The sequence below is a fragment of the Xenorhabdus ehlersii genome (genome assembly GCF_003610465.1).
Lineage (GTDB): Bacteria > Pseudomonadota > Gammaproteobacteria > Enterobacterales > Enterobacteriaceae > Xenorhabdus > Xenorhabdus ehlersii.
Genome location: NZ_RAQI01000001.1, coordinates 823,682 through 845,054, shown reverse-complemented (window position 1 = coordinate 845,054; position 21,373 = coordinate 823,682). Strand labels below are relative to the sequence as shown.

The 21,373-nt window shown below is 52.6% G+C and carries 23 protein-coding genes and 1 pseudogene; 2 read left to right on the top strand and 22 right to left on the bottom strand.

Annotated features, from left to right (window positions below):
- Window positions 1-386 precede the first annotated feature (386 nt).
- The 5 genes from BDE27_RS04070 to BDE27_RS20155 are packed head-to-tail and all read right to left on the bottom strand — an operon-like array spanning window position 387 to window position 4,786.
- A complete protein-coding gene (locus BDE27_RS04070) occupies window positions 387-1,901 on the bottom strand; it encodes a conjugal transfer protein TraG N-terminal domain-containing protein (protein ID WP_099133434.1) in 1,515 nt (504 codons plus the stop codon).
- Window positions 1,898-2,236: a hypothetical protein gene (locus tag BDE27_RS04065; protein ID WP_208638555.1), complete on the bottom strand. Its 339-nt coding sequence runs from the start codon at window positions 2,234-2,236 to the stop codon at window positions 1,898-1,900. The genes BDE27_RS04070 and BDE27_RS04065 overlap by 4 nt, the downstream gene beginning before the upstream one ends.
- 5 nt (window positions 2,237-2,241) lie before the next feature.
- Entirely contained in the window at window positions 2,242-3,678 is a 1,437-nt protein-coding gene (locus tag BDE27_RS04060; RefSeq protein ID WP_099133432.1) for an integrating conjugative element protein, read from the bottom strand.
- Between the two features lie 14 nt (window positions 3,679-3,692).
- Entirely contained in the window at window positions 3,693-4,661 is a 969-nt protein-coding gene (locus BDE27_RS04055; protein WP_099133431.1) for a TIGR03756 family integrating conjugative element protein, read from the bottom strand.
- Window positions 4,658-4,786 carry a hypothetical protein gene (locus BDE27_RS20155; RefSeq protein WP_274540007.1) on the bottom strand — a complete coding sequence of 43 codons (129 nt, stop codon included), beginning with the start codon at window positions 4,784-4,786 and terminating at the stop codon, window positions 4,658-4,660. Before BDE27_RS20155 ends, BDE27_RS04055 begins: the two co-directional genes overlap by 4 nt.
- A 420-nt stretch (window positions 4,787-5,206) precedes the next feature.
- On the opposite strand from BDE27_RS20155, the gene BDE27_RS04045 reads away from it, so the two are divergent.
- A complete protein-coding gene (locus tag BDE27_RS04045; protein WP_099133427.1) occupies window positions 5,207-5,998 on the top strand; it encodes a hypothetical protein in 792 nt (263 codons plus the stop codon).
- A gap of 19 nt (window positions 5,999-6,017) precedes the next feature.
- Here BDE27_RS04045 and BDE27_RS04040 read toward each other — a convergent pair.
- The 14 genes and pseudogenes from BDE27_RS04040 to BDE27_RS03975 form a co-directional block, all read right to left on the bottom strand.
- Window positions 6,018-6,362, bottom strand: a pseudogene (locus tag BDE27_RS04040) (TraU family protein); the annotation flags it as partial.
- Complete coding sequence (locus tag BDE27_RS04035; protein WP_099133425.1) at window positions 6,359-6,757, bottom strand: TIGR03757 family integrating conjugative element protein; 399 nt, start codon at window positions 6,755-6,757, stop codon at window positions 6,359-6,361. The gene BDE27_RS04035 and the pseudogene BDE27_RS04040, both read right to left, overlap by 4 nt.
- Before the next feature lie 129 nt (window positions 6,758-6,886).
- The gene (locus BDE27_RS04030) at window positions 6,887-10,132 is read right to left on the bottom strand and encodes an Ig-like domain-containing protein (protein ID WP_099133424.1); all 3,246 of its coding nucleotides are present in this window, start codon (window positions 10,130-10,132) and stop codon (window positions 6,887-6,889) included.
- A 101-nt stretch (window positions 10,133-10,233) separates the two neighbouring features.
- Window positions 10,234-10,707 (bottom strand): hypothetical protein, encoded by a 474-nt coding sequence (locus tag BDE27_RS04025; RefSeq protein WP_099133422.1) that lies wholly within the window; start codon window positions 10,705-10,707, stop codon window positions 10,234-10,236.
- Window positions 10,708-10,780: 73 nt separating this feature from the next.
- The gene (locus BDE27_RS04020; RefSeq protein WP_099133421.1) at window positions 10,781-13,528 is read right to left on the bottom strand and encodes a conjugative transfer ATPase; all 2,748 of its coding nucleotides are present in this window, start codon (window positions 13,526-13,528) and stop codon (window positions 10,781-10,783) included.
- On the bottom strand, window positions 13,528-13,929 hold the full coding sequence (locus tag BDE27_RS04015) for a TIGR03751 family conjugal transfer lipoprotein (RefSeq protein ID WP_074025058.1): 402 nt from the start codon (window positions 13,927-13,929) through the stop codon (window positions 13,528-13,530). Before BDE27_RS04015 ends, BDE27_RS04020 begins: the two co-directional genes overlap by 1 nt.
- A complete protein-coding gene (locus tag BDE27_RS04010) occupies window positions 13,917-14,273 on the bottom strand; it encodes a hypothetical protein (RefSeq protein ID WP_099133419.1) in 357 nt (118 codons plus the stop codon). The genes BDE27_RS04015 and BDE27_RS04010 overlap by 13 nt, the downstream gene beginning before the upstream one ends.
- Entirely contained in the window at window positions 14,273-15,673 is a 1,401-nt protein-coding gene (locus BDE27_RS04005; RefSeq protein WP_120211310.1) for a TIGR03752 family integrating conjugative element protein, read from the bottom strand. The genes BDE27_RS04010 and BDE27_RS04005 overlap by 1 nt, the downstream gene beginning before the upstream one ends.
- Window positions 15,663-16,445, bottom strand: a complete 783-nt coding sequence (locus BDE27_RS04000) for a TIGR03749 family integrating conjugative element protein (protein ID WP_244208710.1) — start codon at window positions 16,443-16,445, stop codon at window positions 15,663-15,665. Before BDE27_RS04000 ends, BDE27_RS04005 begins: the two co-directional genes overlap by 11 nt.
- 47 nt (window positions 16,446-16,492) lie before the next feature.
- Window positions 16,493-17,149 (bottom strand): PFL_4703 family integrating conjugative element protein, encoded by a 657-nt coding sequence (locus tag BDE27_RS03995; protein ID WP_099133414.1) that lies wholly within the window; start codon window positions 17,147-17,149, stop codon window positions 16,493-16,495.
- On the bottom strand, window positions 17,146-17,502 hold the full coding sequence (locus tag BDE27_RS03990; RefSeq protein WP_074021447.1) for a TIGR03750 family conjugal transfer protein: 357 nt from the start codon (window positions 17,500-17,502) through the stop codon (window positions 17,146-17,148). Before BDE27_RS03990 ends, BDE27_RS03995 begins: the two co-directional genes overlap by 4 nt.
- A gap of 10 nt (window positions 17,503-17,512) precedes the next feature.
- Window positions 17,513-17,878 (bottom strand): TIGR03745 family integrating conjugative element membrane protein, encoded by a 366-nt coding sequence (locus BDE27_RS03985; protein ID WP_099133412.1) that lies wholly within the window; start codon window positions 17,876-17,878, stop codon window positions 17,513-17,515.
- 34 nt (window positions 17,879-17,912) lie between these two features.
- Entirely contained in the window at window positions 17,913-18,149 is a 237-nt protein-coding gene (locus BDE27_RS03980) for a TIGR03758 family integrating conjugative element protein (RefSeq protein WP_099133410.1), read from the bottom strand.
- A complete protein-coding gene (locus tag BDE27_RS03975; protein ID WP_099133409.1) occupies window positions 18,146-18,475 on the bottom strand; it encodes an integrative conjugative element protein, RAQPRD family in 330 nt (109 codons plus the stop codon). Before BDE27_RS03975 ends, BDE27_RS03980 begins: the two co-directional genes overlap by 4 nt.
- Window positions 18,476-18,624: 149 nt before the next feature.
- Here BDE27_RS03975 and BDE27_RS03970 point away from each other — a divergent pair, with 149 nt between their 5' ends.
- Window positions 18,625-19,317: a DUF5710 domain-containing protein gene (locus BDE27_RS03970; RefSeq protein WP_099133407.1), complete on the top strand. Its 693-nt coding sequence runs from the start codon at window positions 18,625-18,627 to the stop codon at window positions 19,315-19,317.
- Between the two features lie 122 nt (window positions 19,318-19,439).
- Here the strand turns inward: BDE27_RS03970 and BDE27_RS03965 are convergent, their stop codons facing one another.
- The 3 genes from BDE27_RS03965 to BDE27_RS03955 are packed head-to-tail and all read right to left on the bottom strand — an operon-like array spanning window position 19,440 to window position 21,365.
- Window positions 19,440-20,117: an HAD-IB family hydrolase gene (locus BDE27_RS03965; protein WP_099133405.1), complete on the bottom strand. Its 678-nt coding sequence runs from the start codon at window positions 20,115-20,117 to the stop codon at window positions 19,440-19,442.
- Between the two features lie 13 nt (window positions 20,118-20,130).
- On the bottom strand, window positions 20,131-21,126 hold the full coding sequence (locus tag BDE27_RS03960) for a ketoacyl-ACP synthase III (protein ID WP_208638554.1): 996 nt from the start codon (window positions 21,124-21,126) through the stop codon (window positions 20,131-20,133).
- Entirely contained in the window at window positions 21,126-21,365 is a 240-nt protein-coding gene (locus BDE27_RS03955) for a phosphopantetheine-binding protein (protein ID WP_074025162.1), read from the bottom strand. Before BDE27_RS03955 ends, BDE27_RS03960 begins: the two co-directional genes overlap by 1 nt.
- Window positions 21,366-21,373 lie beyond the last annotated feature (8 nt).

Below are 21,373 nucleotides of genomic sequence, written 5' to 3'. Positions count from 1 at the left end.
TTTACGCACTCTTTATTGCCATGATAATAGTAGCGAAGCCTCAACGGTTGCGACCCCTGAGGCTTCTATTATGATTAAATATCGTCTATTACCCTGAAAAGGGTATCGATATAAACATGAAATTATAGCTATTTATATATAATAGATACTGACTGAAATGGCATTCAATAATTTATTTTTTTGTGATATATCTCACAAGTATTGTGTTACTGATGTAAAAACAAAACTTAAACTGAGAAGAACATGAATTAAAACATTAACGCAACAATATGACTTATTTTAATTATCGAAACAACGGTCAATAGATTAAAAAAAGGAAAATATCAAATTCAAACTCAACTTAGGGAATAACGTTCTATTCCTTAAGTCTTAAGCACCTAATTTGACTACTTTCCTCGGGATAATACCTTCTGCATCACCATTTGCCCGAACAGGCCGGCCGACTGTTTCACTTGCCCCACGCCCTGACTCATCATGCCCGCCATATCGCCCATCCGCACCCCTGCCCAGGCCAGTGCGCCCAGCCAGACCATTGGCAGCACAATAAACAGTGCGCCCATCACCAGCCCCATAATCAAATCATCCGAGGTGTTCTGAAATCCCGCCAGATTCAACAGGCTGTGGGTGTCTGAGCCATACAAGGCGTCCAGTAAATAGCTGTCTAACCAACGGGCAGTCTCCCACCAGAAAGTCAGAAAATTCAACGCAAACAGGGCGAACGTCAGTGTGAGTACCGTCTTAAATTCATAGGCGGCAAACAGCAGGATCAACGGGATCAGGATATACAACGCCATCAGGATCACCGCCTGTATCATCGGCAAAGCCTGACGCACCGCATCAAACGCCGTCATGCTGAGGAATCCCCCCAGCAGAGTTCCCGCAGAAGACCCCACTCGATTTGATCTGTCCCAGACCGTAAAATCGGCATTGCCGCCATACCCCGCATACACATAGCCGTCCTGAGACATTGTCAAGTTAACCGGACTGACTAAACGGCGGATCACCGCTTCTTGATATTCTCGGGTTTCTTTGCCCAGCATTTTGAGGGCTGCCGACAGACGCAACCACAATCCCGGATCAGCCTCGGTCAATACCCTGGCCTTCAGTCCGGTTTCAGGGGTTGACCACCAGGCCTGACAGGTGGGATAACCGCCCTGCCCGGTATTGGGCCGGCCAGTGTCCCGGCTTTCATTCCACGGAAATAGTACCCTGGGCATTCGGGATTGCAGCGTCCGGTAATCGCCGGATAAGAAGGTGCGACTGCCCAGCCAGTCAATATCATGCAGGGTGGTCGGATCGGTGGTTTGCCCCTGATCCCGTTGTTTCCACTGATACAACGCTAAGGCATAACAGTCATTAGTGAAATCCTGCAATTCCGTCGCCAGTGCCGGGCTATGGATACGGGTGTGCTGTACCTCAAAACGCAGCTGCCTTAAATCCGGCCGGCAGGGAATGGAAGCGACCGCCGCTTGCGTTAATCCCTTTGACAACCGATGCACCACGGCCCACCAGAGGGGCACCGCCGCCGTCTGATTGTTCAGGCTGGAGATCACCGGCGCATAACCACTTTTATCCGGCGCTTGCGGTGTCCAGGTACCGCAACTTTCGGCGCGGGACTGATCGTACTGGAGGGTACTGAGGCTGACATTGATCAGTGGCACACAACACACCACCATGACGAAAAAGGCACCATACAACGTATTTTCGAGACGGGCAAGCGACTGTAATCCGCCGTGACCGTCCTCTTCACCATTCTCCCGCACTTTCAGCCAGACCGCGATGACCTTTATCACTAAAGGCAGGGTAAACAGCCCGGTGGCAATCAGTATTTGCCATAACCCGTTATTGACCACCCAGCCAAGCAGGGTCAGAAAGTATTCCAGATAGCTGTTGGTGATCATAGCATCCCCCCAATATTCCCTGACAGGGCATATTCACCCAGCAGAATAAACAGCAGGCTGGACACCCTCATCCGTATTAACACTGCACGGTGTGCCGGCTGATGTGTTGTCTTTTGCCCGATTTTCCAGCTACCCCAGCCCAGTACGGCATACAGGCCTAACCGCCAGACTAACCAGAATCCCCCGGTTTCAGTCACCCAATGATGCATCTCGGTGAGTTTTTCCGCCTGGTGCAGCCCGACCCAGCCTGTCGCCACAGTGATAATCATAACTAAAGCGATGATGAGTGATAACGCAACTCCTTTTCTGAATACTGAAATCGTCTTTGCCATCATCGGTCTTACCTGCGCTCACGATTTGGCGCTTCCAGTTGATAAAAACGGACATCGGTGCTGTCCGGCACCTGTTTTTGCGGATGCATTCTGATACGTTGGGTGTCGCGCTCAATAATGGTCAGAATGGCATTGTGGGCCAGTTCGCGTTTCAGCTGCATTTCATTCCTTAACGCATGGATTTCCCGGTCCAGTGCCTCAATCCGCCGTTCGCCTTCCGCCAGGGCTTCCGATTGTGCCGCCGCATTGGGTTCAGACATGCCGGTAATCAGCATTCGCCGCATTAACAATGCCGTCTCTGTGGTTTCGGCCATCGCCAGTTCGCCCGCCAAACGTGCTGTCAGTGCAGCTTTATCCGGATCACGCTGCAATGCCTGAATAACCCCCTGAGTGACCGTCAAACTACCGGTTTTCAGTTTCGCCAGATTGGCTATCGTCGGTTTTTCCGTGCCGCTGACCAGTTTCAGCAACTGTTCCATATTGGTTTTGGTATGCGCTTCCAGCATCGGGGCAAAACCCGTTCCTGCTACCGTCGTACCCGGCTGGTGTTTTTCACCACCGCTGATGCAGTCTGCTGCGTGAGCACAGGTGCGGATTGCCCGGTCGCCCAGTACCCTGACCACTGCTTCTGCCGCTTCACTCGCTGTGCTGAATTTGCGACAGGCACTGCCCTCACAATTTTGGGTCCTGACCGATGACTGGCTCAGCACCGGCAGCTGATTCATCATATTAAAGCCGGCGCTGGCTAAATCGCGTGTCGGACGAATGGCATGCTGTCCCTTGCCCCCCTGCCTTTGCCCGCCAATCCATGGATGTCCGCCGGCACCGGTCACTTTGCTGCCGGCGTTATTAGCGCGCACCGCATCACCATCCCCGCCATTGACCAGACTTTTGTATTCCTGCAAGGCTGCCGATTGAGTCCATTTATTGTTCTGCGCAAAATCCATCATCTTATTGGCCATGGCCTGGCAATTGAACTGGGCTTTGTCGAAAGCTACATTGGCCTGCAAAACGCCGTTAGTCAGCATGTCATACAGCCCCGGATTGGCCCGCTGGATAATCATCGCCGGCAGGCTGGCTACGGCACCGGTCGCGCCCTGGATCACATCACTCATCAGGTTCTTGAACCCGGCCGTGATACCGTTCAACTGGTTGCTGACGGTCGCTTTCAGGTCAAAATTGCCGCACATCAAATCCGAGCGCCAGCCCAGTTCTAACCCGCCAAGGGTGGCTGAACCACTGCGACTGGCGGGTTCAGAAATCACCGAACCGCCCCCCAGGGTATAGAACAGCGTATCGGATACCGCACCGCTGGCCTCTGCCCCATAACCCAGTGCACTTCGGTTCACCTGCGGTAATGTGAGGGACAGCCCGGCTGCGTTGGACTGTACAGAAGTCATGGCCAGCCCACTGATTATCAGTAATAACGCGTTTATCTTCGTCATTATTCATCCTTTTTTCAGATAGCTGTGCTGCTGAGAAAACGTTGTCCCCGCCGCTGGCAGCAACTGTAAGGCTGCCACAGGGCATAGGCTTGATTGCCATCAATTGCAGCCGAATGTTCACCATCAGGAAACACGGCGCAGGACGGGCTTAGCTTCGGTGATAACCGTTGCCATTGGTGATTTTTCGTGCCGGTATTTTCTTTCACCGGCTCCGGTGGCCAGTAACCGGCGGTGGGTGTGCCTTTCAGTGTCTGATAAACATGGGATTGTCCGGTTCGGGTGATGATATCCGCCACCCGCTGCGCCACCACGGCGGCAGCCTTGTCCTCATCGGTCTGATTGACAAACCCTGAGCGTGGATAAATATTGCCCCACAGATTCCCGGCCATCTGGCTGCCCAGCTCCCGCTGACCGGGAATAAGGGCTTCCGGATAGAATGATTCCGGCAAACCGGAGCGCCACGCCATCGTATCCAGCGTGCTGAGAAAATACGGCATCAACGGGGTGGCTGCACTGCGGCAGGAATACCCGGGAATGTGCCCCCCTATCAGGTTGGTCGCAGGATGTCCGATGGCATCGGCATATTTAAAACGCAGGCTGGTACGCCGTTGCCCGGCAATCTGGACATTGTGATGTCCCCCGCCGGCATTCAGATGAGATAACGCCCCGGTCACCGTATTTTCCACTCCGCCGGATAATCGGCTGACTTGCGCCATGTCTGACCACGGGTTGCCACCGGGGGCGTGATAGGTGGACACCACCGCTTCGGGAAGATAATGGGTCACCTTAACCGATATTTTCACGGTACAACCGTGCCAGCCACAGAGTAACCAGTAACAGATGCCACTGACCCGCCATTGAATGCAGGCGGGCGAGAGACTGCTGGCGACAATCTGAGCGGTATTGATTGAGGCCTGCGTAACCGGGGAAAATGCCGCTATTAGGGTGATGAACGCAGGAAAAGTCACACGTTGAATACTCATGGTTGAGTCTGCTCCCTGAGTGCGCGTGCGTTCGCCATATCCGCTGTGCCATACACCACGGTGCCCGCACCTGCACTCCCTGCCACACACCCTCCCCGCAAAAATATTAAATACGGCTTTTTCATCCTCTCCGCCTCTGTTGCTCTGTTGCAAACCATCAGGCCAGCGTGAAGAAAGCCACCGTAAAAGTCAGCCCGTAACTGATTTTCTGAAAATGAAAATAAACACACCGGCTGACAAAATTTGTAATGAACTCAATGAAAAATATGCCGATAACACAGTCAGCATTTCATCATAATGAGCAACAAGGACATGCATCAATAACGGGATTTGCCTGTTCCTTTTCTGTCCGGCTATCAGATGGCATAAGTCAGCGGAAACCAACAGAAGCTTCATGAGAATAAGGAAAATGCTACCCTGTCAATAAAAAAATACCTGACGACGTTGCAACAGAGGCATTCCCCCGCTGGAAAAAGGCAGACTGGCGGCAGCGCCGACTGATACACACTGACCACCATTATCAATCTTGGAGAGGAACACAATACATGATAAATCCCATGCAAAACGAAATCACCGTTCCAGAAGGCTGGTTTCTTCTTATTAATGGCGAGATCCCCTTTTATTGCGATTGTGGATGTACTGTCGCCGATTTTGCGGCGGCGAGAAAACTGATCGGCTATAACAAAAAAAACGGCATCTATTTCAGGTTCGTCTACGAATCCACTGGCATAGAAGAGTGTGCACCGCAGCCGGGAATATATGTCCTGACTATCAGAAAATACAATTACACCCACAATTCCGGTCATTTTGGCCGTTGTGTTTATGCGGAAGTAAAACAGACACAATGCCCGAAAGAATTTAAAAATATCATGACTGATATGTTAAAAATGTCGGAAGAACAGACCACTTTTGAAGCAATAAAACGGCCAAAACCACAAGGAAAATGCACACCTCAGTTACAGCAGTGCATTAATGATTTTTTTACCCACGTCAAGAAAGATCGCACAGATCAAATTATGGCCTTAGTCACCTCTTCAATGTATGAAGACGGAGAAGAAGATATTCTTTATTTGCGTGAATTGTACTATGGCGACTATGAAAATCCCTTTCAGGGAAATAATTTTATTAAAAGTGAAATACATAAAAAAGTGGTATCGGAGATCTACAACTACTTTGAAACACTCGATAAAACAAGAAAACTTGAAAATGGCCGGGATCTTTTTCCCTTTCTGTTTAGTTCCCCAAAATATGATATCAATACCATTGTGCCTAAAAATGTGAGTTTATGTGAAGTGTTTATGAGCATGAGCCATCTTCAGGATGAAAAAATCATGTGATAAAGCGTCAGAAGACTATTCCCCCGGCAGTCAGGTGGGATAACGCCCCGGTGACAGCGTTTTCCAGTCCGCCGGATAACCGGCTGACTTGCGCCATGTCTGCCCACGGATTGCCACCGGGGGCGTGATAAGTGGACACCACCGCTTCGGGGAGGTAGTGAGTGACTTTAACCGACGTTTTTACCGTACAGCCATGCCAGGAACAAAACAGCCAGTAACAAATACCGCTGACCCGCCACTGGATACAGGATGGCGAGAGACTGCCGGCCACAATCTGGGCGGTGTTGAGGGAAGCCTGCGCAAAGGGAGCAAACGCCGCTATCAGCGTGATAACAACAGGAAAAGCAAGGCGGGGTGTCTTCATGGCTGGCGCGGCTCCCTGAGGGCACTTGCTTTTGCCACATCCACCGTACCATACACGACATCCCGGTCATCAAATACCACCGCAGGGTATTTACGCACGCCTGATTGCCAGGCTTTAACAACAGCACGATAAGACTGAATCAGTTGCTGTTCCTGCTGATGCCATTGGGGTGATTGCAGAATAGTTTGTGCCTGAATAGCGGTTTGCTGCGGATCGGCAGAAAGGTGAGCGAAGATTTGTCTCTGATGTTGTTCAGCCACATCCAGCCAGACAATTTGTGTCTCCGGGGAAAGATTGACGGGAGGATGTTGGCTGTCGGTATAGATAACCACTTTCGCATTAGCCGATAATGAGGCCAGCACGCCCCCCCAAAGCAATAAAGCCGACTTCCACATAGTCCACTTCCCGTTTTATCAAACACCGGGATAGCCTGAAGAAATGTATTATAAAAATCAGCCATTAATTAGTTTTCCGAAAAATGAAAAAAGGGACTGAAGAGCAAAGCAAAACCGCCCTGTTATTCATTAACGACTGCATGCAAATCCTGTCATCGGCCAGCCATTTCGCATCCACCGATCTGTTTCTGCCCAAAACGCCCATTTCGCCTGATGCTCTGCGGAACCTGAGCTGGCCGCCAGGTAATCCGTGGAAGTGACATAAAATTCCCGCGCCCAGCCATCATAAAGGTAAAAGTTCCCCCATTCCTCATAGAGCCGTTCGAGGGCATATTTGGAGGCAACCCGGCTGCCGAGTGATTGGCAACGCTGTTTCGCATGAGAATAAAAGTCTTTTGTCAGGCCGGAGCGCTCAAACCAGGTGTGAACCGTCAAGGTCAGTGCGACCTGTTGCCCGGTCTCATCAGTGCCGGTGAGCCTGACTCCGTCAGGATTTTGTTGCACCGTCACCCCATCCCCCGATACCGTCACCGAGGGTGAATCACTCTGCCAGCTTACCCGGCCTGTATTGCCGGCCGTGATAAGGCGAAATTTCGCACCACGCCAGAGTACGGAAGGCCCCCGAAGACCAAACGATTTCTGGTTGACATTGCCGCCCTGACGGTCAATGGCAACGGTATCAACCAGGCGTAACGGCAGGATAAATTCCACAGAAGAGGCGACTGACTGCTCACCAACGTCAGCAGTGACCGAAGCCTGTCCAGCATGACGACTGACAAGGGTTGCCGTTGCATTTCCCTGACGGTCTGTCCTGTCTTCTGCAAAAATCATCTCGCCAAGGTTGCCAGACCAGTCAACCGCTTTATCCGGAACTCCCTGCCCATGAATATCGGTGACGGTGACAGTAAAAGTCACTCGATCTTCGCCATCCGCCGCGGTGCGGGTTTTATTGACCCTGATGGTGGATAACAGCACTTCATCAAACGCCACCATGGGGGCGGCCACTTTATGATCTTCAACCTGGATTTGCACCTGATGCAGCCCAGCAAACGTGCTGTTCAATCGAACTTGCGTTTGCCCCTGAGGGTCAGTTTGTGTGCGTTCTGAAGACAACACACCGTGATCTGCTTGCCAACTCACCGGCTGATTTGCCACAGGTGACCCCAATGAATCTCGCACTATAGCCGTTAACACAATCGTATCCTGCCCATCACCTTTAGCCCTGACTTTGTCCACCGTGATAGCGGGTTTCAGCCGGCGTTCAAACGTCACCGGAGCAGCATCAAGGGTTTTTCCCACCACCTCTGCTTTCACCGTTGCCCGCCCTGCGATGCGGCTGATTAACCGGGCTGTCGCTTCTCCCTGACTGTTTGTTTGCTCTTGCCTGTCCAGCAGTTGCCCGCTACCCACTGACCATTGCACTTTGCTGTTGGCAACGGGTTGATCTGCTGCATCGCGCACGTTCACCGTATAAAGAATGCTGTCCTGACCATCGGCCATCGCGGTTTGTTTGTCTGCCTGAAGTGTGTGCGTTAACGAAGCGATAAAAGTAATCGGTGAAGCCATCACCATTTCACTGCCAACCGCCACTTCAATTTCTGCATTTCCTGATACTTTGCTGGTTAAATAGGCGGTGGCCTGCCCTTTCGCATCAGTCATTAATGAAAATAAGGAGAGCGGTCCAAGACTGCTCTGCCAGCCAACAGCCTGATTGGGTACCGGTTGACCATCGGCGTTTTTAACCGTGACCGTCAAGGTTACCCTTGCTTTTCCATCCGCCTTAACGCTGTGCTTATCAATGGTGATTTCGGGTATCAGCACCGCATTAAACTGGACTGAAGGTGCAACAGCAACCTCTCCATCCACGGAAACACGTACTGTGTGCAGCCCCTGCTGACGACTGTGCAGCACGACCGATGCCTGCCCCTGCGCATCCGTATCCTGCCGGGTTTGGGATAATTCGCCTTTATCACTTGACCAGATAACCGCCTGAGTGGAAACAGGAGCGCCTTCCTGATCGATGACAAGGACGGTATAGAGCACACTGTCATGACCATCGGCTTTGGCCTGCGTTTTATTCGCTGTCACCTGTAATTGTTTTTCGGTCGGCAGACTCACCATCATGATTTCTGCCCGGTTGGAGCGGTTACCCCGGCTGTCGATAGCTATTCCCGAAAGCCGGACGGGCTTTTCCGTGGTTGTCGGCAACCGTAATGTCACTTTACCTGGTTGCTGATCAAGTATTTTTCCGCCTGCCTGCTGTAATTCACTGGTATCCAGCGCTAAACGTGCCAGGGGATATTGGGATTGGATAACCGGCACAAAGGTCACTTCCTTGCCTTCATAGCCTTTAACCGAAGTCGGAAAGGCCAGCGTCAGCAACGTTTGCTTCTGATAATCCAGTACCATATCACTGCGCCGGTTCACAAAATCAAACTGACTGGATCTCAGGCTGCGCAGGGGAGCGACCGCGTTCGGGTCAAGCTGATGGCTGAACGGAACACCCAACCGATAATTGAGGTTCAGGGTAAAACGGTTCTCACTGGTCCCTTGTTTACCCTGCCGAAAATCGGCACCCAGTGTGACTAAGGGGACTGGCGTGTAAGTCAGCCCGGCGGTGACGCTGTACGGATTTTTCTGGCGTTCGGATCCACCGAATAAGGCAACCTGCTGCCCATAATAGTGTTCATACGTCAACTGCCCGCCCCAGTGAGGAAAAGCCGGCAAATACGCTTCGGCCTGAATATCCCAGCCATTGGCCGGTCTTGCATCGAAATCGGTGAGCCGGGCGGGTTTCCAGTTAGATAAGCGCTGGTAAAGGTTGGCAGACAGTTTGACGTTATCATGCCAGGCTTCCAGCCCGATGCTGTAACGGTGATGCTGCTCCGGCCACAACGCATCCCAGAAGATATTGGCACCCCAGAGCCAGTCATCGGCGACATAGCGATAGCCGAATCCAAGTGTGGTTGTTGCCTGACCGTGATGGGTTTTTACCCCTGACTGACTAAATGCAGTACCCGATGCTACGTTGTACCCGGGTAACAGCCAGTCAAATGCAACATCTTTTAACGAAAAACGGCTGTCGAAAGGAAGTGTGAGGCGGGCATTGCCATATTGGTTCAACCACGGTGTCAGTGTTGATGTCACCGCAGATGATAACTGCTGGGCAGCCAGTGTTTTTGCTGCCTCACCGGGCGATTGTGACTGCGTGAGTTGACCCCATTGGGTGGTGATTTCGGCCAGTTTTTGTGCCGGCAGATCTTGGTTTTGATCTTCTGGCCTGGCCTGACCGGGAAAACTCAGCGACAGACTTAACCAGCTAATAATCAGCAATTTTGTTCTATTGTGCCAGGTGGATTGGTTTTTTTGCACCACGGATTGTGACCCTTTTCATTCATACTGAAAGGGGTAACATGCAGAAAAAGGGCGTTAAATACTGCGGTTAATTCTTTTTCTCATGGTGAAAATTACCTGGATCAGCGATGAACAGGAACCCCGTTAAATGTATGCGTACAGCACTGACACTGGACAGGAATATCATTTACTGACAGATTTGGATTCACCTTCCTTAAAAAACCAGATCCATCGACGAACAACCCGTTGTAATAACTGGATTCACCACAGCGGATATACTCTCGTTGTTCATGCTCATGTAACGCCACTAGCCAAAATAAAGGTTCTGGACTGTCCAGTCGCTGAATGGCTTCACTGTGAATTGCATCCCATTTTTCGCCGACTTTACTCAATAAAAACATAAAAAGTGGCGTGTAATCTAAGCCGCGTCTTTGCTTGCCTTTCATAGACAGAAAGCAGGGCATATCTTCCCTGATTAATTTTTGTCTGGCTCGTTCCCATCGATATTCACCGCCATGATGAAAAACGAAATGGGTTGTCGTATTGACCCTGCGATAAAGTTTCTTTTTTCCATGATTGGATTGATGTTTTTTCATTCTTATATTCATCTCACTTTTTTAGGCAAGAGAGGTAACGTCAGTCAATATACCCGATAATAAGATTAAATCGTTATGTCAGTTTTAACCCCCGCGCAACATCCATCTTTCTGGCCACTAACACAGCCGCCTCCAGTTCACTGCACTGATGCTCGCGCATTAACGCCCGTCGTTCCGCTTTTTCTTCTTTTTCCGTCATCCCCAGTGCCAGATAAAGGCTCGGGGGCACGACCCGGTACAACGCCTCGATTTTTTTCGCCAGCACCACACCTTCGGTATAGCAGCGGGGTAATTTACTGGCGGAGAGCAAGACAGCTTTCTGTTCTTCATTAAGTTTTTTGAAGCGTGCGATTTGTTCGACTTCATCCGGGGGCATGGTCAGGCACAGCCACCATTCGGCCATATTCAGCATTTTCTCAGCCGTATCAGGGTAGTCGGCGAGGTTTTGCGTCGCCAGCCACAGCCAGGCGCCCAGTTTACGCCACATTTTCACCACCTTGGTCATATAGGGCGACAGCAGCGGGTTGGTGGTGGTGATATGCCCTTCATCAATCACCAGTTGCAGTTCCCTGTCCTGATACTGATCGCGTTCGGCCAGGTTATTGACGGTATTAATCAGTGACACCATCGCCAGCGCCATTTGCGCCGAGTAGTTTTCCCGTGCCAGTGTGCCCAAATCAATCAGGGTGACATCCACTTCCGGCCACGGGGTGCCGGGACGGTTAAACAGTTCGCCTTCAAAACCCTGGGTAAACATCGACATGGCGCCGGCCATTTCATCTGCCCGCGCCCGTCGGTGTGCCGTAATTAAAGGTTGCCCATGCTCATCCTGCCGGTGATTGCGGGCGATAGCATACAGCGCATTTTGTAAGTCAGAAGCCAGCATCTGACGTTGCTCAACAAAGCTGATCTGTGCCGCCATCATAATGGCTTCGCGGATCAAACCCCGATCGGAACGGGTTAAACGCTCTTCCTCTTTTTTCTCACCGCCGGTGATCATCAGCCGGGCCGCGATTTCCATCTCACCCAGAATATCACGCTGTTCATCCCCGTCATCCTGCGATTCATCGGTATCCGGAATATCGGCTTCATGAATACACAGTTGTCCGGGACTCAGTTGCAGCAGCTGGTGCGCATCAGCAAACAGCGCCAGACTCACCCCACAACCGGGCTTGATACCGATTTTATTCACGGTCAGCCCGAGACTGGCGTAGTAATCGGCCAGTAAACCAAAGCTGTTGCCGGCTTCGACAATAAACAGGCGCGGTCGGTGGATGGCCATCAGTTGCACCAGGGAGGCGCACAACGTAGCGGATTTACCTGCCCCGGTCGGACCAAATAATAATAAATGCGCATTCTGGGTGCGATCCTGTTTATTCATCGGATCGAAGGTCAGCGGTGCCCCACCGCGATTAAAAAAGCTGAACCCCGGGTGCCCGGTGCCGGTTGAACGACCGGTCACCGGCATCAGTCCGGCCAGATGCTGCACCCAGCTCAGGCGGCTGTACCAGTGTTTCTTATCTTTCTGCGGATTAAACCCCATCGGCAAAGCGCGCAGGTAGGCATTCAGCGGGGACACACTGAATTCCGGTCGCACCGGCTGTAATCCGGCGGTCAGTAACGTTGATGATAACTGATGCACCCGCTGGTTCAGGTCAGTGATATCGTTGCCCCGCACCAGAAAGATCAGCGCACTGCGGTACAGTTTATGGCGTCGTCCCAGTAAGGCTTTGACTTCCTGCACATCCTGCCGGACACGCGCCGATCCGGTATTTTCCCCCACCGCATTTTTTGCCAGCCGGGTAAAATCCGCTTCCAGCGTATCCTGAGCCTGCGCCACGATGGTCAAAGAAACCACGGTGCCTTCCGGCATCATATCCATCAACGCATTGATATTATCCCCCCGTTTCACTTCCCCCGTCAGCGTGCCCGGTTCTGGCGGACGGCGCAGACGTTCAACCGGCACCGCTTTATGTGGCAGGCCATCAAACCACCAGATGCCATTGTCAGGATCAGACACCGGCGGGGTAAACCACAGGCTTTCGGCAAAATCATGATGAAGCGGGAGATCGTGCTGCGGGGGCGTTTCATCACTGACCGTGCGATAAAAATCGGCTTTTGCCATGCCCCAATCCGGAGATGGATTAAAATGACGTAACAACCAACGATGGATCTGCGCGCCATGCTGCCGGACAGCCACAATTCCCGCCGCCGCCAGTGACGACACCAGACGCTCGCAGACCTGGTTGAGTGCGGCCACTGAAGATAACGTTGAGTGGTTTGCCTGTAATTGGTGGGCAGGCAGCCAGCGATAGACGACCATGCGCGTCTGGCGCTGCTGCCCCCGCCACGGTTGCCCGGTGATCAGGCTATCCTGAAAGATTCCCTCAGGCCGGGCAATGCTGTTCAGGTGGCGCTCAGATTCAGCCAGAAAGGCCGCCGTAAACGCGGTCCCTTGCGCCCAGGGTTTGACGTAATCCCGTAATGTATTGAGATAGGCCGCAGGATCATCTTCGTCCTGACAAAAAAATTGCACCACCCACGGTGAGATATCGTCTTCCTCCAGACTGTCCTGTATCGCATCTTCCAGCTGATCCCTAATTTCAACCAGTCGTTCAAGCGGACGCCCTTCGGTGGCAACAGGCTCGATGCGGTAGACTGCCCCGACGGAGACACCATCATCCAGCAACAGGCATTGACCGTCTTCCAGATATTCCACCCAGGGCAGATAATCGATAATGGAAGGGTTGGCCCGGTAAATCGCGGCTTCATCGGCTTCACGCAGCTGGCCGGGGCGGTGCAGCGGTTTGGGGATTTCCATCACAGGGCCTCCGTGCGTTCACCCGGCAGGGCGTACTGTACCTGCTGATAAAACGGGAACACGGTGCTGTAGCCCGGTATCGGCGTATTGCCGGCGGCCAGATGCGGGAAGACATACATCACCATATCGGGATTGGGGAGACGGGGAAACTGCTGACTGATTTCCTGCTCAGCCGAACGGCTGTAATGATAGGGCGCTTCCAGCGCTCGTCTGTGTTCGGTCCCGGTCAACGTTCTGCGCAATGCGGTTCTTGCCTGCACGGGCGTGTGGCCGGCTTTATTACCCTGCCACATCGCCAGCACCGTCTGCTTTCCGGCAGGCAGCAACGTGTCTTTCGAGGTTGAACAACCGGCCATCAGCCCTGACAGACACAACACGACAACCGCGTTTATTTTTCGCATCGCTGAACCTCCGTAGTGCCCATGGCGGTAAAGGTAACAAACTCAGGATGGACAGCCAGTTCCGATACCGTAAACGCCAGGCGCTCCCACTGTTCCGGTTCAGCCCCGCTGTTGCCTGCCACCACGGATTGCCACTGTGTGTCTGACAGACGAAAAACAGTAAAATCACCGGCACCCAGCGGTTGACACGCATTGCCGATGGCAAGACAGAGCCGGGATGTTTTTTTATCGGCAGGCCGCCAGCAGAGCTGAACCGGTACAGGCTCAGCATGTGGGGGTTTGTTAATTTGCAGGCAATAGGGTTGGCTGGCACTGAACAGCCATTGAAAGACAGGCTTTTCCATTAATCTAAGGCTTCCTGAGTCGTATCATATTGAGTGGGTTCACTCACGCCGTAGTGCACCTTACGGCCTTTCGTTTCGTAATCTATCGCCAGACTCTGGGTGATATGCACCACAACGCCGGCACCGGGCGGCACGTAAACCGCATCAAACGTCTGGCTGTAACGTTGTTTGAGCCATTCGCCCATCTCCTTCATCCCCCCGGATATCGCTTTGCCTAATGCCGCCTGTCCGGCATTGCCTGTTAAGGCGGATGTGATACCACCGGTGCCGTTGGTTTGGGCGGTACGCTGGCTTTCGTTCAAGGCATCCCCGGCTGAATTCATGGCCGAGAGGGCAAACAACGTTGGCAGATAGGTGCTGGCATTGGATTTACGCTCACCGCTGATACAGGGAATGCCGTTTTCATCCGACAACCAGCCGATACCCTGCGGGTTTTGCCCTTTGCCCGGCAGGGTACGCACGGTGCCATCCTGAAACACAAACGTGATGGAATTGACCTGCCCGCGTACGCAGGAGAGGGTCCAGTCACCACTGGCCGAGCCGGACACCACCGCCCCTTCCACTGCCGGCAGTTCGATACCGTTGGCGGTCAGGTTATCTTTGCCAATCAGGATCTTGAACGGGTAAGGGTCTGTCACTGTGCCATTGACCGGTACCCGACCGAGCAACGCAGTCATCGCCTGACTGCCTGCCAGCGTGGCATTTTCCGGCAGGGTATAGACCGGTTTTTGGTTTTCTTCCTTCAGCAAAGGGAGCGGTGGGGTATTTTGCCCCGTTGCCGGTTGTTCACTTAAAAAAGAAGTCGGGAATTTAGCGGCGGGTTTGCCGTCAGCCCCGTTTGGGGGATCAACCGGTTTTTCATCGGCCGGTGTCACCCAGATAAGTTCATCCTGCCCCTTGGCTGGATTAGCCGCATACTCCCACCCAGGTGGCATCTGGCTGTTCTGAGCAGGCAACGGTGCTGAATTTAACCGCTCGGTGAGCAAATCAACCTGTGCCAGTAATCCCTGCTGCTCATCCTGCAACGTGCGCTGACGCTGTTCATCGTCCCGACGAATAGCCGCAACCGCCGTATCTATCTGGCTGGCAACATCCTGATTCTGACTTTTTAACTGGTTATTTTCTTTTAAAATATCGGCATTCTGCTGGCTTAAACGTTTCTGCTCTGCCCGCACTTTATTGAGGGCGCCTATCAGGGTACGCAGGGTATCTTCCGGCGTATCTCCTCCGACCCCCAGCGCCTGCAACTCTTCCGGTGACAGCGTGGCCAGCACATGATTCGCCGTCGTGCCGGGCGCGGCACTTTCCGTTGAACGGCAACTTTTGATGCCAATAACCCCGCCGATAAGGAATACCACCGGCACCAGTATTTTCACCAACGCATTGGACTTAACTTCCATGGCGGCCTCCCGGTTTCACCGATACCGGCTCAGGGATAAAGGTATTATCCGGCTGCCCTTTTGTGACCAGATACAATACCGTCGTATCCTCCGGCGTCCCCGTTTCAGCCAGCCAGCGATGCTGGAACGTGGCCGCGACAAACTGCCCCTGTAATTCTCGCGGGTCGAGGGTGATTTTTCGTTGGGTGGGATTGCGCAGTTTCAGTGCTGCCACTGTGTGATGGTGCAGTCTCCAGCCGGCCAGCGGGGTAATTTCAATCGGCTCTGACGGGTAAAGCGTCGTGATAAACTCAGGTAAATGCAGATTCACCGGCTGGATTCCTGTCACCGGCTCGACGGTACGTAATGGGGCATACAATTGCTGCGCAGCATAGCGGATTAAGGCCACCGGAACGGGCGCAGATAATTGGGGTTTACTCTGGTGTTGTGATTTTTCGGTTGAAGCAGGTTGTTTTTCATTCGGATAAATAATGCGTACCGGTTCAGTGGCATCGGTTTTTCCTGCGGTCACATCCAGTAAAATGATTTCGCCATTTTCGCTGTCCTGCAATTGTAGGCGGGTTGACGGGAAAGCATGGCTGGCTTTCAGGTACACCGCCCCGCCGGCACTTTGTACCCGCAATTTATCATTGAGTGACGGCGGCAAACCGATACGGACATTTCGCTCCGCAAAAATAATCCGCTCTTGCCCCACCTTAAGCGCAATGGCTAACGGCACACGTTCCCATTTCATCAGTTCATCGGCCTTAGCGCCGATGCAAAACAGCAACATGCAGGCCAAACCCAGCCAAACACGGCGACAGCCAGGTGGATATCCTTTCATTGAAATACCCCCTTTTTCTGTTCCAAAGGTTGCGGCAGGGCTTCCAGCCGCTGTGGCATGCCGTCATAACAATCCAGTGCTAATCCGAAGGGATTACGCTCGGCATCACCCTCCCAACGCACCACTTTCAGGGGGTAGCGCACTAATGCCCGTTTGACCGGTTCGGCGTGATAATATTCATCGGCCACCAAATCCAGCCGGACGACCCAGTTATCCCGGTCACGCACCGTCACACGGCGCGTCCCATAGCCGCGGCCGGGAATCTCATACACCACGCGCACCCGGTCAAGCAGCTCGCCACTGTCAGCCCGGGTTTTGGCATCTTCCCGCAGAAAATCCTGACAGGCCGGCGTCAGATAAGGAGAAAGTGCATCAATTTTGGCCGGATAGTCCTGTGCGCCATTTTTCGGCCAGGCATTCAGTTGCTGGAAGATATAAAAGGCGAAACTGTAGACACTGGGCGCCGGCACTTCCCACCACGGGCGTGTGCTGCCGGTACGTAAGTCCGGCGGATGATGGATAGTGAGGTTGCGCGGTGACGCCATCCAGCCCGTCAGGCTCAGCAGTAATACCAGCACCAAAATACCGCACGCCACCCGCAGGGTCAGAATATGCTGATCCCGGTTTTTGATTGCATGACGAAACCGGCTCATCGCACGCTCCGGCTACGGCGCAACGACCAGCCCCGGGCGGCAATAATCAAGGCCGGATCACCGAGACCCAGCCGGCGTTTTTTCTCTTCCAGCTTCAGCCAGAGATAATTCTCCGGCTTACCCCGCTTGAGGTGTGCGAGCCAACGCCCGCCAAAGCTTATCAGTAACAAGGGCATCACCAACATGCCGGTCGGGAGCACGACCCAACCGGCTAAGGGGATCAGGGGAAGACTGACGGCCAGTCCGAGCACGATCCCCGCCAGTGCGGCCAGTCCCAGCTCCGGCGTGGTGAATCCGCGAAAGACCACCGGTTCGGCGTTTAAACGATCCGGTAAGAAAGCGATTGTCTGCATGGTGATGCCCTTAAAAAATAATGCTGGCCGATTTCGACAGCAGCCAAATCACGGCAACCAACAGCACCACGCCGACCACGACGATGGCACCAAACTGGGTCCAGGTCGATTTGCCATCCCGCACTTCGGAAAACGTTTCGACGGCAGCCGAAGCAACCTTAAAGAACGCCACCGCCGAGAGGATCAACCCGCCAATCACAATGCCATCCTGCGCGTACCCTTTCGCCTGTCCCAGCAATCCGCCCCCGCCACCACTTTTGGGCGGTTCGATAGCCGGTAAATCAGCCCGGGCGGATTCACAGGACAGGCAGCACAATAAAAGAAAGGCATTTATTCGGGTACCGATACGCCGGCAGACGGTAAAAATGTGCTTCATAGTGACTCTGTTCCTTTTCATTGTGTTCATTGCCTCAGCTCGCAAACATCCAGACAGCCACGACCAGCAATACCGCGGTTCGAAGGGCAAACTGGCTGAGGGTCTGATTACGCACTTTTTCATTTGCCCAGCCGTTCCAGACATCCACCGCCGCCCAGGCCGCCCAGAAAAATAAGGTGGCTAAGAAAAATCCGACACACACCAGAGACAAAAAAGTGATATCAAAGTGTCCGGAGGCTACTTCAAAGGCATGGCGTTGCGCCGGCGTCATTGCGGGTTTTCCTGACGGTAATGGCCGGATAACAAACCGGATTCATGGGGCTGGTCACGGGAAGGCATAAGGTAGTGATCGATACCGGCTTTAATGGTGTTGAGATCGGCTTTGATGCGCGGATAATCAAAGTCATAACGAGGGCGTTTTGCAGGGTCAGAGTGCTTTTCTGCGAGACTTGCGCGCGCCAGGGCCAGTTGTACCTGCTCAATCAGACGCTTTGCACTGGCCAGTTCATCTTTCTCGGCCGCCTGAGCCAGCGGCATACACCACACAGCCAATCCCAGCAGGCCGGCAAAACAGGATATCGAAAAGCCACCGCGCATAAACACTCACCTCGTCATGGATGCCAAGATGCCGAGGATGCGGGGTTTTTTCGCGGCAGTCAGCAATAAACTCTTTATGCTTTGGTGAAAATTAGCTAAATAGCCTGACTAATTTATTGGGTTAACGATTTAATAATGAAGGAAGACATATGCTGCGAATTGATTTAAACGTCCCCGACGATGAATACGAGAAAGTACGGAAGCTGGGCGCGCACTGGGATGCGGCCGCCCAAACCTGGTATATCGACAACAGTTTTGACCCGACCCCGTTTATGCACTGGTTGCCGTTCTACAATGTCCATGCGGAATTCTGGTATCTGGCCCAAACCCGGACGTCATGCCCACACTGTCATCAACCCACCACCGTGACGGCATTTATGCTACCGGCCGGACACCAGCTACTGGAAGCGGATAACGATGATGAACCCGGCACGGAAGTGGACTATACCGAGCAGGACAGCCCGGCGTTTCTGTTTTATCTCGCCGATATTCCCACTATTGTGCGTAGCGTGCTGCCCGGTTTTCACCACACCCTGCGCAAAGTGGTCAGCCAACGACTGCGCAGACAGCACTGGGTAAACCATTGTGAACACTGTGGCACGCAGCAGGATGATACCGACCTGTTTGCCGAAGCCGGTGGGGCATTTTTCCCGACGTCCAAAGAGCAAGCGGCCGCTATTCAGCTTCATCGTATTGATCAGCCCTTTGTCGGGTATTGTGAAGATATCTCACATCATCACTATCATTTTGATCCGAAGGGGGGGAGCCATATCGGTAAAGCCTGTGACTGGTTTGAATGGATGACACCGGTGGTGAATACGCCATCAAAATATCAGCATTAACAAGAAAGAAAGACTGACTGACGCGCCGCAGTGCGGCTTGTCTGCTGACGCTGGAATACAAAACAAAAACCCGTTTTGCCTTCCAACGTCCAGCACCCACTCACAAGGGTAAAATCCTGAGCTCAGGATGCCTGCTGGCTGTCGAGCCATTCCAGTTCAGGCCAGCGAATTCTGAGGGCGGAGTAGAGATCGTAGTTATCGACAATCACTTTTTCATCCGCCATTTCCAGCATGGGCACATCGCTCTGATGGTCGCCGTAAGCAAAGGAGCCACGCAAAGAGAACCGATGCTGCGCGATATAATCTGCAATGCGCCTAGCCTTGCCCTCACCGATGGTCGGGCAGCCTTGCAGTTCACCCGTATACACGCCCTGCGCACTAACCAGTTCGGTACAAAGGACGGCATCGGCTTTGAGATAGCGCGACAACGGATCCAGGCATGCGTGATATGAACCTGACACCAGCACAATCTGGGCATTACGTTGCTGATGGCGGGCAATTTCGTCACATACCCGAGTTTTCAGCAATTTTATGCCGATAGAATTAAACCAAGATTCACAAGTGGTAGCCAAACTGGCTACGTCAATATTGGCAAAATGTCGGTAGTAAAGCTGATTTAAACTTGCCCGATCGCTGAAACCTGCCGCCTGAGCATCAGACAGAGTGTCCATTACATAAGCAAAACGTTCCTCACCCACCGAGACACCGAGTACTGAGTTCAAATGATGCCTGAACGTAGCTAACAAGGTTTTACTGTTAATTAGCGTTTCATCCACGTCTAAAAATACACAGTACGACATGGCAACGTCTCCTTCAGCTGGTGCAGGTTAAAGGAGAGAACACGCGGACATTCTTCAGACTGAGGCCTACTGTCCCCCAGGATAAGCCGACACCAAACCCCGACATAATAGTCTTTCCCGGCCGCTGCTCACTATTACTACTGAAATGCTGGCAGAGAGTCAGAGGGATGGATGCCGGGCCGGTGTTACCGTAATTTTCCACCGCAATCGGCACCTTTTCAGCGGCGACCCGCAGTTTTTTAGTGAGGTACTGCAGCATAAAGCGGTTGGGCTGGTGTAGAAAGAAATGATCCACCTGCTGTTTATCCCATCCCTTCATTTCGAGCGCCTTATTCACGGTGTTGTGTACCACTTTAAGCGCAAATTCCATCACAGCCGCCCCGTCCATCTGCAGATAACCGTGGCGTAAATCCTCTCCCTGTGGGACGATGAGCTTGTCATAACCACTGCCGTCGGTATGAATATCAAAGGCCCAGTCATCATCACCGGCAGCGATGATGGTCGCACTACCGGCATCTCCCAGCACCATACGAAGCTTATGGTCGTCGTCAGCGATATGTCGGGTCATTGTGTCACCCACACAGAGCAGAACCTTGCGGCAGCTATGCGAACTTATCAACAGCGCGGCCTGATACAGGCCGTAAATATAGCCGGAACAACCATAGTTAATGTCAAAAGCAATCACATCCCGGCACAGCCCCAGTCTCTGTTGTAACACGCAAGAAGTGGCGGGCATCAGATAATCCGGCGTTTGCGAAACAAAAATCACACCGTCGATCTCGTCGGGATCGGTCTGTTCATTAAAAATTTTGTGCACTGCATGTACGCACAGGTCTGAAGCCCGTAGCGGGGTTCGCGCAATACCCAACTGGTTGATGCCGGTACTGAGCGCAATCCTCTCCACTTCCTTTTCACCAAATTGTTGAGCCAGTTGCTCCAGCGTCAGCTTTGTTGACGGAACAGAGGCGGCAACCGCCTCTATTTTTAAACCATGAAGTGTAACGTTCATTACATATCCACAATATTTTGATTAAATACCAGGTTAAATATTTCGCCCACTCGCTGACAACGGCCAAGATCTTCTCCGTTAACCAATACCGAATAGTGCTGATTGATCGCACCGATTACCGAAACAATCGCCAGAGAATCCCAGCGCCCCTCAGGGTCAAGGACATAGTCATCATTCAGTAAGGTGATATCCACTTCCAGTAGTTCAGACAGGTCGGCAAGCAGTAGTATCTTATTCATTTTTTACC

What these genes read in the sequence shown, in the direction of transcription:
- BDE27_RS04060 (WP_099133432.1), bottom strand. Translation starts at nt 3,678, where the DNA reads ATGACGAAGATAAACGCGTTATTACTGATAATCAGTGGGCTGGCCATG.
- BDE27_RS03990 (WP_074021447.1), bottom strand. Translation starts at nt 17,502, where the DNA reads ATGCAGACAATCGCTTTCTTACCGGATCGTTTAAACGCCGAACCGGTG.
- BDE27_RS03965 (WP_099133405.1), bottom strand. Translation starts at nt 20,117, where the DNA reads ATGTCGTACTGTGTATTTTTAGACGTGGATGAAACGCTAATTAACAGT.
- BDE27_RS20155 (WP_274540007.1), bottom strand. Translation starts at nt 4,786, where the DNA reads ATGAAAAAGCCGTATTTAATATTTTTGCGGGGAGGGTGTGTGGCAGGG.
- BDE27_RS03955 (WP_074025162.1), bottom strand. Translation starts at nt 21,365, where the DNA reads ATGAATAAGATACTACTGCTTGCCGACCTGTCTGAACTACTGGAAGTG.
- BDE27_RS04010 (WP_099133419.1), bottom strand. Translation starts at nt 14,273, where the DNA reads ATGGAAAAGCCTGTCTTTCAATGGCTGTTCAGTGCCAGCCAACCCTAT.
- BDE27_RS04020 (WP_099133421.1), bottom strand. Translation starts at nt 13,528, where the DNA reads ATGGAAATCCCCAAACCGCTGCACCGCCCCGGCCAGCTGCGTGAAGCC.
- BDE27_RS04055 (WP_099133431.1), bottom strand. Translation starts at nt 4,661, where the DNA reads ATGAGTATTCAACGTGTGACTTTTCCTGCGTTCATCACCCTAATAGCG.
- BDE27_RS04070 (WP_099133434.1), bottom strand. Translation starts at nt 1,901, where the DNA reads ATGATCACCAACAGCTATCTGGAATACTTTCTGACCCTGCTTGGCTGG.
- BDE27_RS04000 (WP_244208710.1), bottom strand. Translation starts at nt 16,445, where the DNA reads ATGTTGCTGTTTTGCATCGGCGCTAAGGCCGATGAACTGATGAAATGG.
- BDE27_RS04035 (WP_099133425.1), bottom strand. Translation starts at nt 6,757, where the DNA reads ATGTGGAAGTCGGCTTTATTGCTTTGGGGGGGCGTGCTGGCCTCATTA.
- BDE27_RS04005 (WP_120211310.1), bottom strand. Translation starts at nt 15,673, where the DNA reads ATGGAAGTTAAGTCCAATGCGTTGGTGAAAATACTGGTGCCGGTGGTA.
- BDE27_RS04015 (WP_074025058.1), bottom strand. Translation starts at nt 13,929, where the DNA reads ATGCGAAAAATAAACGCGGTTGTCGTGTTGTGTCTGTCAGGGCTGATG.
- BDE27_RS03960 (WP_208638554.1), bottom strand. Translation starts at nt 21,126, where the DNA reads ATGAACGTTACACTTCATGGTTTAAAAATAGAGGCGGTTGCCGCCTCT.
- BDE27_RS04025 (WP_099133422.1), bottom strand. Translation starts at nt 10,707, where the DNA reads ATGAAAAAACATCAATCCAATCATGGAAAAAAGAAACTTTATCGCAGG.
- BDE27_RS04045 (WP_099133427.1), top strand. Translation starts at nt 5,207, where the DNA reads ATGATAAATCCCATGCAAAACGAAATCACCGTTCCAGAAGGCTGGTTT.
- BDE27_RS03995 (WP_099133414.1), bottom strand. Translation starts at nt 17,149, where the DNA reads ATGAGCCGGTTTCGTCATGCAATCAAAAACCGGGATCAGCATATTCTG.
- BDE27_RS04065 (WP_208638555.1), bottom strand. Translation starts at nt 2,236, where the DNA reads ATGATGGCAAAGACGATTTCAGTATTCAGAAAAGGAGTTGCGTTATCA.
- BDE27_RS03980 (WP_099133410.1), bottom strand. Translation starts at nt 18,149, where the DNA reads ATGACGCCGGCGCAACGCCATGCCTTTGAAGTAGCCTCCGGACACTTT.
- BDE27_RS03985 (WP_099133412.1), bottom strand. Translation starts at nt 17,878, where the DNA reads ATGAAGCACATTTTTACCGTCTGCCGGCGTATCGGTACCCGAATAAAT.
- BDE27_RS03970 (WP_099133407.1), top strand. Translation starts at nt 18,625, where the DNA reads ATGCTGCGAATTGATTTAAACGTCCCCGACGATGAATACGAGAAAGTA.
- BDE27_RS03975 (WP_099133409.1), bottom strand. Translation starts at nt 18,475, where the DNA reads ATGCGCGGTGGCTTTTCGATATCCTGTTTTGCCGGCCTGCTGGGATTG.